Origin of the sequence: Virgibacillus sp. JSM 102003, from assembly GCF_041949995.1 — a bacterium.
Taxonomy (GTDB): Bacteria; Bacillota; Bacilli; order Bacillales; family Amphibacillaceae; genus Lentibacillus.
Window position 1 is genome coordinate 1 of sequence record NZ_JBHFQH010000012.1, and the last position, 12794, is coordinate 12794.

Below are 12794 nucleotides of genomic sequence, written 5' to 3' on the forward strand. Positions count from 1 at the left end.
GCACTCAGTATGTTAGTTCGCAGTTTATATCTAATCTGTAAAAAATCCGAACTAATTCGAATTCTATTTCAAGAATTTGAATCATAGTTCGGATTTTACTTTGACTTAAATACTTTTGTCCCAGTCCCTTTTTTTACTGAAATAATCTTACTGATACTGTTTTTTTAATTCTTGTATCTCGGTGGGTCGATATACCACATTCCAGGTTGATAAATTGCATTTTGAGTTGATATCCCGAATTAGTGGTTGATATCCCATATTTTGAGTCGATATCCCGAATTCCAGGTTGATATCTTGCTTCTTGAGTCGATATCCCGCAATCCCGGTCGATAAACCACAACCCCACTTAACAATAGCCTATTGCATCAAAAGAAAGAGCATCAAATTGCGCCTGTGCAATCCAATGCTCCATTTTCTCTGCATTTATTGTTTCAATTTCATCCCGATAAACTTCATTTCCGTCATATCTTCAACGGCATACTTTACGCCTTCTTTTCCGATACCGCTTTGTTTAACACCGCCATATGGGTGATTGTCCTGGCGGTATGTTGATATTTCGTTAATCCATACGCCACCCATCTCAAGACTATCGGCAACACGCAGCGCACGGTCCAGGTCCTTTGTAAAGACACCTGCCTGTAACCCGTAAATAGAATCATTGGAAAAGCCAACAACCTGATCTTCCGTTTCAAATGGAATGACCGATACAATGGGGGCGAATACTTCTTCTGCAATAATTTTCATGTTTTTATCAACATCTGTCATGATCGTGGGCGTTAATATTGTCCCGTTTTGTTCGCCGCCTGCTGCTATAGTTGCCCCATTCTCAACGGCATCGTCAATCCATTGCTTGGCCCGCTCTGCTTCTTCTTCACTTATCATCGGCCCGATATCCGTGTTTTCATCAGCTGGGTTCCCTATCTTTAATTCATTTGTTTGTTTAACATATTGCTCCAGAAACTGATCATAGATATTTTTCTGGACGTAAACCCGTTGTGCTGAAATACATACCTGACCCGAAAAGGCAAAAGCACCTTTGACTAAAAGCTTAACCGCTTGTTCTACATCTGTATCCTCGAAAAGTATATTAGGTGAGTTCGAACCAAGCTCAAGGGTAACTTTTTTAAGGCCGGCAGATTCTCTAATCGACCTGCCAACGGGTAAGCTCCCGGTGAATGATATTTTGTGGACTTTATCGTGCTGGACAAGGGGTTCACCAACCTCTTTTCCCGTTCCCATTACAAGATTCAATACACCATCCGGAAGGCCTGCTTCTGTAAATAATTTTGTAAGCATATGAGCGGATACTGGTGTTTTTTCGGCTGGTTTAAAAATGACGGTATTTCCTGCAGCAATTGCTGGTGCGATTTTGTGCAGCGATAGATTTAATGGAAAGTTAAAGGGAGTAATTGCTCCGACAACGCCTAATGGTATTCGTTTAACTAATCCGAGTCGTCCTTCACCGCCTATTGCTGCATCCATTGGAACTACCTCGCCAGATATGTGTTTTGCTTGTTCAGATGCAAAGCGGATAACCTGAACGGCACGCCCGACTTCACTCCGGCTGAACGTAATTGGTTTTCCCGCTTCTTTAACAATGGTTTGCGCAAATTCTTCAGTGTTCTCTTCCAGTAAATCAGCAGTTTTTCGTAAAATATCAGAACGCTCATGTGCTGTCATGCTTTTCATTGTGTTATGGAACGTATCAAATGAATTAGTGATTGCATCCTCAAGATCATCCCGGGAAGCTAGTGCAATCTCTTCCACTTTCTCTTTATTGTATGGGTTTATAACAGCCTTGGTATTCTCGCTGGTAGTGCGCTCCTGACCATTAATAATTGAACCTATCATTGATATCCTCCTTCCAGAGAGCTAACATATAATATCGCCTAATTTCTCGGTTAATTTCATGTTCTCACTGTAATCAACTGGGCAATCGATAAACACAGGTTTATTCATTGCTATCGCTTCTTCTAGTGCTGGCTTCAAGTCTTCTGCTTTCTCTATTTTCATTGCTTCAAATCCATATGATTCAGCAAGTTTGATATAGTCAGGATTGCCAAATTTAATATAGGATGCACGATCAAATTTCTTTAATTGGTGCCATTCTATTAACCCGTATCCATCATCTCTCCACATTAAGACGATAATTGGCAGGTTCAGTCGCTTAGCTGTTTCCAGTTCAGCACCGGTCATTTGAAAAGAACCATCTCCACATACCGCCACAACATTACGTTCCGGGTGAACCATCTTTGCAGCTATTGCGCTTGGAACAGCGACCCCCATAGAAGCAAGACCGTTCGATATCAGACATGTATTCGGTTCGTAACAGTGGTACATTCGGGCCATCCACATTTTGTGTGCACCGACATCAGATATAGCAATATCGTCTTCTTTTAAAACAGACCGTAAATCGGCAATGATTTTTTGTGGCTTTACTGGAAAACTGGAGTCATCCTTGAATGATTCAAATTCGTCCAATGCCTTCTTTCTTACACTTGCCACCCAATCCATATTTCTGTCAGCAGACTCGATTTGTTCAGCTAATTGTTGAAGATTTGCTTTTAAATCTCCTAAAACACTTAACGTAACTGGGTAATTCTCATCTGTCTCTGCTTCCTCGGTGTCGATATGCATAACAGGCGTTTTACCATCCGGGTTCCAATCCTTAGGAGAATATTCGGCCATATCAAAACCTATCGTAATAATTAAGTCAGAGCTGTCAAATCCGCATGTAATATAATCCTGTCCGCCAATCCCTGCTGTAAGCAAGCTTTGTTCATTTTCCCATGAAATCGTACCTTTACCCATAAACGAATTCACAATTGGCAGCTTGCTTTGCTCAACAAAAGAGCGCATTTCACTGACCGCCTCTTGCCTGGTAATGCCATTCCCGGCAAGGATAATTGGGTGCTCCGCCTCCTGAATCAGTTTCACAGCTTGTCTGATTATATCTGGGTTTGCTTCTGTATGCGGCCTTTCAGTTGGTTTCATTGGAGATGCATCAACCTCCATGTCGGCGATATCTTCAGGAAGATCAATGTGTGTTGCTCCCCATTTTTCCTGCCCTGCTACCTGGAAGGCTTTGCGAACGACTTCTGGCGTAATTTCACCTGTTTTAATTTGGGCATTCCATTTTGTTACAGGTTCATACATATTAATTAAATCATAGTACTGGTGGGATATTTTATGATGCCGTCCTAACCCAGCTTGCCCGGTAATCGCAACGAGTGGGTCATGATCCATATTGGCATTGGCAACCCCTGTCATAAGATTTGTTGCACCTGGTCCTAATGTTGCCAGACAAACACCCGGTTTCCCGGTTAATCTGCCGTATGTACCAGCCATAAAAGCAGCGCTTGTTTCGTGTCTTGTTACGATAAAATCAATATCAGAGTCGTAAAGCGCATTAATGACATCGATGTTTTCCTCACCTGGAACCCCGAAAATAAATTCAACTCCTTCTTGTTCCATACATTTAACGAATAATTCCGCTACGTTCATCAGCATCCATCCTTTATTTATTTTTGTAAGTTACAAAGTCTTCCTGCATAAGTGCAACTAAGGCTTTCGCTAATAAAAGTTCGACGAAAGCCAAGTTTACTAATAGTTTTTGTTAAAAGATGATTATTATAAGTACAAATTAATATAAGTAAGGTAAGGGTTCAGCTAATGATTTAGCTAAACTAGTCAGCATTATGAATAAGCCTTCCGCATAAGATTATATTAACCACGCCCTAGATGGAGGGAACAGGATGGATATACTAAACAAGGTGAAAAGCCACCGTGAAGAAGAGAGAAGGCTAAATTGGGAAGGAACATTTGCTGAGTATCTGGAAATTGTAAAAGAAAAGCCAGAAGTTGCCCAAACAGCTCATTCACGCGTTTATAATATGATTAAAAGTTCAGGGCTGTCAGAAAAAGATGGCAAAAGAATGTATGACTTTTTTGGCGAAGAAATATTTGGGCTTGAAGAATCAATTGAAAGACTGGTAGAGGAATATTTTCACCCTGCAGCAAAACGACTGGATGTCAGAAAACGAATATTATTGTTAATGGGTCCTGTTAGTGGTGGGAAGTCAACAATCGTAACAATGCTGAAGCGTGGCCTCGAAAGGTATTCCAGAACAGATGCTGGTGCGGTTTATGCTATTAAAGGCTGTCCCATGCATGAGGATCCACTCCACCTTATTCCAAAACATTTGCGGGAAGATTTTGCAAAAGAATATGGTATTCGCATTGAAGGAAGCTTGTCACCATTGAATTCGATGCGACTTGAAAAGGAATACGATGGGCGTATAGAAGACGTGAAGGTTGAGCGGATTATTCTCTCGGAGGATAAACGTGTAGGAATCGGAACGTTTAGTCCGTCAGATCCAAAGTCGCAGGATATTGCTGACTTAACAGGAAGTATTGACTTTTCAACAATTGCTGAATTTGGTTCCGAATCGGATCCCAGGGCATATCGCTTTGATGGTGAATTGAATAAGGCGAACCGTGGAATGATGGAATTCCAGGAAATGCTCAAATGTGATGAGAAGTTTCTTTGGCATTTGTTATCACTGACTCAGGAGGGCAATTTCAAGGCAGGAAGGTTTGCCTTGATTTCCGCCGATGAACTAATCGTTGCTCACACCAATGAGGCTGAGTACCGTTCATTTATATCCAATAAAAAGAACGAAGCACTTCATTCTAGAATTATCGTAATGCCAGTCCCTTATAACTTGAGAGTGAGTCAGGAAGAACGTATTTATGAAAAAATGATTAATCAAAGTGATATGGCACATGTTCATATTGCTCCACATGCATTAAGGGTTGCCGCTATTTTTTCCATTTTGACAAGGTTGAGTGATTCCAATAAACAAGGGGTAGACCTCGTCAAGAAGATGCGTCTGTACGATGGAGACAGTGTAGAAGGGTTTAACCAAATTGATATTGATGAATTAATGAAGGAATTTCCGAACGAAGGGATGAATGGAATTGACCCGCGTTATGTAATCAACAGAATTTCTTCAACCATCATACGAAAAGATGTTCCTGCAATTAACGCCCTTGATGTTTTACGGTCGCTGAAAGAGGGGTTAGACCAGCACCCATCGATATCAGATGAAGATAAGGAAAATTATATGAATTATATATCTGTTGCCAGAAAAGAATATGATGAAATTGCTAAGAAAGAAGTTCAAAAAGCATTTGTGTACTCCTATGAAGAATCTGCTAAAACGCTAATGAATAACTATCTTGATAATGTCGAGGCATTTTGTAATAAAAATAAACTGCAGGATCCGCTGACTGGCGAAGAAATGCAGCCAGATGAAAAACTGATGCGTTCGATTGAAGAGCAAATTGGTATTTCGGAAAATGCTAAAAAGGCGTTCAGAGAAGAGATTCTCATTCGAATTTCTGCGTATGCCAGGAAAGGGAAACGCTTTGACTATAACTCGCATGACCGTCTGCGGGAAGCGATTCAGAAGAAACTGTTTGCCGACTTAAAAGATGTCGTTAAAATAACAACTTCATCACAGACACCGGATGAATCACAACTTAAGAAAATCAATGAAGTTGTTGCAAGGCTGATCGATGAGCATGGATACAACTCCATCTCAGCTAATGAGTTATTACGTTATGTAGGAAGCTTACTCAACCGTTAAAAAAATTGATCATTGGAAATAACAAGACTGTATGTTCTTAAGGTCTTGTTATTTTTTTACAGATGAACAATCAACATGCGCAGCCGCTATCTAACAAAATGAGTTAGATAGGTGTTTAAGGGGTTTTGCGGACACGAGAGACCTTATTTGACGGAAATTCGCGAAAAAGGTGCTGTTCGCGGACACCAGGGACCTTATTTGTCACAAATGACCTCTATTAGCCATGATATATGTAAAATAAGGGCTTCTGTGTCCGGATAACTTCGAAAAGGCACTTTTTCATAGAAATAGCGTCTCCTGTGTCCGCTACAAGCCTTTTGTTAGCAGTTAAAGAAACCCCCGTGGCTCCGCAACGCACGGCCGGATCATTAGAAAGTTTAACGTATAAGCCAACACTTTAATTGTGACATTGCATACTATGAATAAACTATATCTGCAGGAGGGGATTGATATGAAGGAAGATAAAGAAAGTTTTACCGTCTCCAAGGAAGATTGGTCCCTCCATCGTAAAGGTTATCAAGATCAACAGCGTCATAGTGATAAAGTAAAGGATGCTATTAAGAATAACTTACCAGATTTAGTAAGTGAAGAAAATATTGTTATGTCAAATGGTCGCGATATAATTAAGATTCCAATTCGTTCATTAGATGAATACAAAATCCGATACAATCACGATAAATCAAAACATGTGGGGCAAGGCGATGGAGATAGTGAAATAGGCGATGTCATCGCTCGTGATCCGAGTGGTGAAAGCGGCGATGGAGATGGAAAAAAAGCGGGCGACCAAGCTGGAAAAGATTATTATGAGAAAGAAGTTTCACTAGCGGAATTAGAAGAAGTTCTTTTTAGAGAGCTGGAATTACCTGATCTGAAACAAAAGGAACAGGCTGAAATAAAGACCGAGAAAGTCGAATTTAATGATGTCCGCAAAAAAGGACTTATGGGTAACATTGATAAAAAGCGGACGATTTTAACGGCAATCAAACGAAATGCAACAGAAGGAAATCCTGGACTTACACCTATTTATAACGATGACTTACGATTTAAAACGTGGAATGACGTCGTAAAACCCGAATCTAAAGCAGTCGTTCTTGCAATGATGGACACGAGTGCTTCAATGGGGAAACTGGAGAAGTACTTGGCCAGAAGCTTCTTTTTCTGGATGACAAAATTCCTGCGCTCCAAATATGAAACAGTAGATATTGCATTTATTGCCCACCATACAGAAGCAAAAGTTGTATCAGAAGAGGCGTTTTTCTCAAAAGGTGAGAGTGGTGGAACGATATGTTCGTCAGCTTACAGCCAAGCATTGCATCTAATTGACGATAAATATAATCCGAACCGGTATAACATTTATCCATTTCACTTCTCAGATGGTGAAAATATAACATCAGATAATCCAAGATGTATTCAATTAGTTAATGAGATCATGGATGTTTCCAACATGTTTGGTTACGCTGAAGTGAACATGTATAACCGACAATCAACATTAATGAGAGCCTACAGCAATCTGGAAAATCCGAAATTCCGCCATTTCATCCTCAAAGGAAAACAAGATGTCTATCACGCACTAAAAGAATTCTTCCACAAACAAGAAGTAAACGCTTAGGAAATATCCGGGGAGTACGCACTTCCCGGTTTTTCTTTCTGTTGGTGCCTGTCACTTCCCGTTTTATGTCGAATAATATCTCTCAAGCGAGTTCAATCTTATAAACCCCTCTAGACGTACTTAACAAGAAACTGGATCCATCAAATTCATATAATGAGGAGTCTTCCAGTGGTATTTCATATAGATCTGCCGGTAATGGCTGGGGATCTTTTGAATCGATATCAACATTACCTGTGCCATTGAATTGCAGTGAATGCTTCGGTTCATAGTCATCAATTCTTCGTGTGTTAGTAGAGTAGGAAATATTCTGAAGCTGTATCAATGTTTCATCTACATCATCCATTTCAATTTTAGAGATCTTAATCGTTTGTCCATTCCAATTATTTAGTAACTCGTTAAATTCCTCAATCGATAAAAAATGCTGGTCCATGGTAATCCCTCCTAGGCTTTATATTTTCCATGATTGAAGTAATAATTCAGGAAAATATTTTCATTGTCTAACGTACTATACATTAAATGCTGTGGATAACTGGACTTCCGAATCAGCGACGTCCAGCTCCGACGTACAGGACGTACTAGTGCCGGTGACGCCACAGGACGTGGCGTTCTCACCGGCCAGTGCCTAGCGCCTAGTGGACTTCCCTCCCCGTGTCTACGATAAGAAATAAAGGATGTTCGACTAAAACCACCACATCCTGTGGAAACGTCGAACTACCCCACGTCCTGTGGGGCAGCTTACGCTCTTCGTGTATCCTTTATCTCACACGGAAAAAGGAAGATCGACTAACACCGCCGCTTTGCGCGGCAACGTCGACCCACCCGCAGCGCTGAGCACAGTCCATACGGCGCTGAACAGGCGCTTGCGCTTTTGCTCTACGCTGTTAAAGATCCGAACCACAAGTTATCTAATTGAATAGTCTATAGGCAGACGGAAGAGAGTTTAAATAATTTAATTCTGGAGTGAATGTAATGCAACTTTTTTATACAGTCAATCCTGGGGATACATTGTATCAGATTGCAAACCGATGGGGACTGCCAGTTGAGTCAATAATCGCAGCAAATAATATACCAGCTCCTTATACAATTAATGTCGGTCAACAGCTTTCTGTACCACCTGGTGTTGATGTTATTCGCGTAAGGCCTGGAGATACGGTATATAGGTTGGCCCAGCAGTTTAGAGTTTCGCCATCTGTCATTATAGAAGCGAACGGACTTGAACCTCCATATATTATTCAGGAAGGACAGTTGTTGAAGGTTCCACCGGGTGTAGCTTACTATGTTGTCCAACCCGGGGATACGCTTTTTCAGATTGGCAGAAGATTTAACGTCACTACTGGAGGACGGGTTAACACTGAGCTGATTAGGATCGTTAATCAGTTACCTACTAATGCTATTTTTCCTGGGATGAGGTTAATCATTCCTTATGCACCGCCTGGATTGAGCGGGTCAATTGCTTACACAGCAAACACTGGGGATGGATTCGATATATGGTTATATGATCTTACGAGCGGTGTTAATACGCGGCTTACAACAGGTTTAGGAGAATCTTTTTCTGTACCTTTTTGGTCCAATGATAGCAGCAAGATTGCCTTTGTTGGTGAAGATGCAATTCTCTATGTCGCTTACTTAGAGGAAGGAACCATTGCACGTATTGACCAATTTGAAGAGGGTTTGGGTAATTACGTAAGCTGGTCACCAGATAGTCTAAAACTTGCCTATACAAAGCAGGATGAAATTGTTCTGTACAATGTTGACACACACCAGGTACAGCGAATAAGTCAGCCTGGCGTGACAGATGCGCAGTGGTTTCCAAATGGTACGGAGCTCCTTTTTCAGGCTCCTGATGAATCAGGGGTAAGCCAGCTTTACCGTATTAGGCAGGACGGATCCGATAAGCGGCAAATCACACAAAACACAGGTGGCAGGCTAAATAATGTACGTCTCTCTCCTGATGGCCTGTATGCTCTATATACAACTCCCGGCGTGAGTATCTCGCTAATATTTACCGTACAGCTTTCAACAGGAAGTGTCTTTGAAGTACGGGGAGGGACGCTTGCGAAAAACTATTTTCCGGAGTGGTCACCTGATTCAAAGACAATTCTCTATAGTGCTACTGCTTTTGAAGACAGAGGGTATTTCTCGTTAATTCGAACTGCTGGAAATCAAGGGCAAAATGATCGCACAAGAGCGATCTCGAATTGTTTTGCCACACCTGTGACATGGTCAAATGATAGTAGAAGAATTGCCTACTTGTCAGGCTGTAATGAGCAGGAATTCGCTACTGAAATGTGGATGATGGATTTAACACATCCTGTTCCGATTCGGCTTATCGCGGGTGTGTCGATTATGGCATTGCAGTGGTCACCAACACCTAGATCCTCATTGAAAAAAACGTATACGAACACTGAATATAACGTTCGGTTTCAATACCCGGCAAATTGGCAAAGCATAACGGCAGAAAGATATGAGGGACCAGATGGATTTTTTCAGATTTCGGCAATATCCTCAGATAGTACGCTCGATCAGGTTTGCCAAAATGAAGCATTTCACCAGTTAATGCCATATGGATCTGCACCACGGATTGTTAAAACAGAAATTCAATCACAAGAGGCTTGCTTTATTTTCCCATCTGGTGATCAGCCAGCTGAAATGAGGAATCAAGCTGCCCTGATCGTCCGATATCCAAACCCGGTTCAAATAGGTGAGGACACGTACAATTACTTTATTTTATGGTCGGACGAAACCCATATAGATGAAATTAGTGCAACACTTTCTTTTATACGATAGTTCATTATTCCCTTACAGCTTCATAAACTATAGAAAGCACACCTGGAGGGATTATTTTGACAGAAACAAAGGCACTTAATCGCGCGATAGATGAGATCACGGAAATCGCGACTGAATTTGGTCTTGATTTTTATCCGATGCGTTATGAAATTTGTCCTGCTGATATCATTTACACATTTGGTGCATATGGCATGCCAACGCGGTACAGCCATTGGAGTTTCGGAAAGCAGTTTCACAAAATGAAGCTGCATTATGACCTTGGTCTAAGTCAGATTTATGAACTTGTTATTAATTCAAATCCATGCTATGCATTTTTACTTGATACAAACAGCCTTATTCAAAATAAGCTCATAATTGCCCATGTACTTGCACACTGTGATTTCTTCAAAAATAATGCCCGATTCGCAAACACAAGACGGGATATGGTCGAGAGCATGACCGCGACCGCCGAGCGAATTGCGAATTACGAAATGATATACGGAAAAGATGAAGTCGAGCAATTTCTGGATGCTGTCTTATCGATTCAGGAGCATATTGACCCATCTATAATAAGACATAAGCTCCCAGCACAGAGTGAAGAGGAAGAAGAGACAACGCCAAAAGTTAGAACAGCCTATGATGATTTATGGAATTTGGACCAAAGTGAGGCAGATAAACAACCAACTCCAAGGAACAAACGAAAAAAGTTCCCCCCTAATCCGGAAAAAGATATATTGCTATTTATCGAGGAGTACAGTCGTGAACTGGAAGTTTGGCAGCGTGATATATTAACGATGATGCGTGAGGAGATGCAGTATTTCTGGCCACAGCTTGAGACAAAAATCATGAACGAAGGCTGGGCTTCCTACTGGCATCAACGAATCTTACGAGAAATGGATCTAACAACTGATGAAGTAGTGGAGTTTGCCAAATTGAATGCTGGAGTAGTGCAGCCCTCCAGACAACAGATTAATCCATACTATCTAGGGTTAAAAATGTTTGAAAATATTGAGGAACGCTACAATAACCCAACAGAAGAAATGATGGAATTGGGCGTTAAGCCTGGGTCAGGTCGGGAAAAAATGTTTGAAGTGCGTGAAATTGAATCTGACATTTCCTTCATTCGAAACTACTTAACAAAAGAAATGGTGCAAGAGGAAGATATGTATTTGTTTGAAAAGCAGGGAAGAGATTACCGAATTACCGAAAAGGATTATGAGAAAGTCCGAGATCAGCTTATCTCGATGAGGGTTAACGGCGGCTTTCCGTATATACAGGTTGAAAATGGAGATTACTTGCGCAATGGTGAGCTTTATCTGGTACATGGCTACGAGGGAATTGAGCTCGATTTAAAGTACCTTGAAAATGTACTTCCATACATCTATCAGCTATGGGGCCGTGATGTACACATGGAAACTTATGTAGAGGAAAAGCAGGTTGTATTTTCGTATGATGGGAATAAGATGCACAGGCGATTTGTGTAAAATTAAAGCCGGAGATATGATATCTCCGGCACCTTCAATTAAAATGTGTTTTGGCCCTACAAAAAGTGCTCCTAAAACGTAATAAACTGTAAAACATACCCACCTGCTACACCTAAAATAACAATTAACCAAGCTGGTACTTTCCATATATTTAATAAACCAAATAAGATGACACCTAAAGCAAAATCAGTTGCACTAAAAATAGAGCTATTAATCACTGGATCATAAAACGCAGCTAACAAAATACCTACGACACTAGCATTTACTCCCATTAAAACGCCTTGAAAAGTTGCTCTCTGACGTAATTCGTTTAGAAATGGTAAAGCTGCAACAATGAGTAAAAAGGAAGGAAGAAATATTCCTATCGTTGCTACAATCGCCCCAGTTATGCCTTCCATCATCGTTCCAAGATAACTAGAGAAGGTAAATAATGGTCCTGGAACAGCTTGTGCCATTCCATATCCAGCTAAGAATTCATTAGCTGTTAACAAACCTTGGGGAACTACTTCTCGCTCAATCATTGGTAATACCACATGCCCACCACCAAATACTAGCGAGCCAACTCTATAAAAGATATCAAAAATATTCAGTAAGGGATTATCCAATATTCTATTTAATAACGGAAGTAAAATAAGTGAACTTATAAAAATTCCTAAAGAAGTCAAACCAAGTTTTTTGGAAATATTAATGGAGAATGGCTGTACTTTTGATTCGGCTTTATCTTTAAATAATTTTAACCCTAGTAAGCCAGCACCTAAAATAATTAAAATCTGCATCCATGCGGATGGATATAATAACATGATAGCAGCGGCCACAATTGCTATTGCTAACCGAGGCTTATCAGGTGTCAGCTTTTTCCCTAATCCGATCAACGCATGTAGGACAACGGCTGCAGCTACAATCTTTAAGCTGTGTATGAAACCTGCATCTTCTAATGAAAATGTCTGATACATCATCGCAAATACAATCAACACAATAATCGATGGTACTGTGAAACCGAACCACGAGACAAGTCCTCCAGCCAATCCCCCACGCATCATACCGATTGATATCCCTACCTGACTACTAGCTGGACCAGGTAAAAATTGACACAATGCAATGATATCCGCATACGTTTTATCATCAAGCCATTTGCGGCGATCAATATATTCATCTTTAAAGTATGCTAGATGGGCAACAGGTCCCCCAAATGATGTCAATCCTAATTTTGTAGAGGCAACTAATATTTCAATAAGAGTCTGAATTTTACTCTTTAATTTAGACATGGTTGTTCCCCTCCTCCTT

General features: G+C 40.7%; 8 protein-coding genes. 4 read left to right on the top strand and 4 right to left on the bottom strand.

The window, feature by feature from the left end; all coding sequences use genetic code 11:
- Positions 1-423: 423 nt before the first annotated feature.
- Positions 424-1851, bottom strand: a complete 1428-nt coding sequence (locus tag ACE1TG_RS13550) for an aldehyde dehydrogenase family protein (RefSeq protein WP_375052931.1) — start codon at positions 1849-1851, stop codon at positions 424-426.
- A 21-nt stretch (positions 1852-1872) separates the two neighbouring features.
- Positions 1873-3504, bottom strand: coding sequence for an acetolactate synthase large subunit (locus ACE1TG_RS13555; RefSeq protein ID WP_375052932.1), 1632 nt, complete (start codon positions 3502-3504; stop codon positions 1873-1875).
- A 251-nt stretch (positions 3505-3755) separates the two neighbouring features.
- On the opposite strand from ACE1TG_RS13555, the gene ACE1TG_RS13560 reads away from it, so the two are divergent.
- Together ACE1TG_RS13560 and yhbH are read left to right on the top strand one after the other, a co-directional pair.
- Positions 3756-5651, top strand: coding sequence for a PrkA family serine protein kinase (locus ACE1TG_RS13560; RefSeq protein ID WP_375052933.1), 1896 nt, complete (start codon positions 3756-3758; stop codon positions 5649-5651).
- A 451-nt stretch (positions 5652-6102) separates the two neighbouring features.
- A complete protein-coding gene (gene yhbH / locus ACE1TG_RS13565) occupies positions 6103-7260 on the top strand; it encodes a sporulation protein YhbH (protein WP_375052934.1) in 1158 nt (385 codons plus the stop codon).
- 82 nt (positions 7261-7342) lie between these two features.
- Here the strand turns inward: yhbH and ymzB are convergent, their stop codons facing one another.
- A complete protein-coding gene (ymzB, locus tag ACE1TG_RS13570; protein WP_375052935.1) occupies positions 7343-7690 on the bottom strand; it encodes a protein YmzB in 348 nt (115 codons plus the stop codon).
- 539 nt (positions 7691-8229) lie between these two features.
- On the opposite strand from ymzB, the gene ACE1TG_RS13575 reads away from it, so the two are divergent.
- Entirely contained in the window at positions 8230-10047 is a 1818-nt protein-coding gene (locus ACE1TG_RS13575; protein ID WP_375052936.1) for a LysM peptidoglycan-binding domain-containing protein, read from the top strand.
- Between the two features lie 56 nt (positions 10048-10103).
- A complete protein-coding gene (locus ACE1TG_RS13580; protein ID WP_375052937.1) occupies positions 10104-11510 on the top strand; it encodes a SpoVR family protein in 1407 nt (468 codons plus the stop codon).
- Between the two features lie 71 nt (positions 11511-11581).
- Here the strand turns inward: ACE1TG_RS13580 and chrA are convergent, their stop codons facing one another.
- Positions 11582-12775 carry a chromate efflux transporter gene (gene chrA, locus ACE1TG_RS13585; protein WP_375052938.1) on the bottom strand — a complete coding sequence of 398 codons (1194 nt, stop codon included), beginning with the start codon at positions 12773-12775 and terminating at the stop codon, positions 11582-11584.
- Positions 12776-12794: the final 19 nt, after the last annotated feature.

Bases quoted from the DNA above. Each gene is read 5' to 3' on its own strand.
- yhbH (WP_375052934.1), top strand. From the start codon at position 6,103: ATGAAGGAAGATAAAGAAAGTTTTACCGTCTCCAAGGAAGATTGGTCC.
- ACE1TG_RS13555 (WP_375052932.1), bottom strand. From the start codon at position 3,504: ATGAACGTAGCGGAATTATTCGTTAAATGTATGGAACAAGAAGGAGTT.
- ACE1TG_RS13550 (WP_375052931.1), bottom strand. From the start codon at position 1,851: ATGATAGGTTCAATTATTAATGGTCAGGAGCGCACTACCAGCGAGAAT.
- ymzB (WP_375052935.1), bottom strand. From the start codon at position 7,690: ATGGACCAGCATTTTTTATCGATTGAGGAATTTAACGAGTTACTAAAT.
- ACE1TG_RS13560 (WP_375052933.1), top strand. From the start codon at position 3,756: ATGGATATACTAAACAAGGTGAAAAGCCACCGTGAAGAAGAGAGAAGG.
- chrA (WP_375052938.1), bottom strand. From the start codon at position 12,775: ATGTCTAAATTAAAGAGTAAAATTCAGACTCTTATTGAAATATTAGTT.
- ACE1TG_RS13575 (WP_375052936.1), top strand. From the start codon at position 8,230: ATGCAACTTTTTTATACAGTCAATCCTGGGGATACATTGTATCAGATT.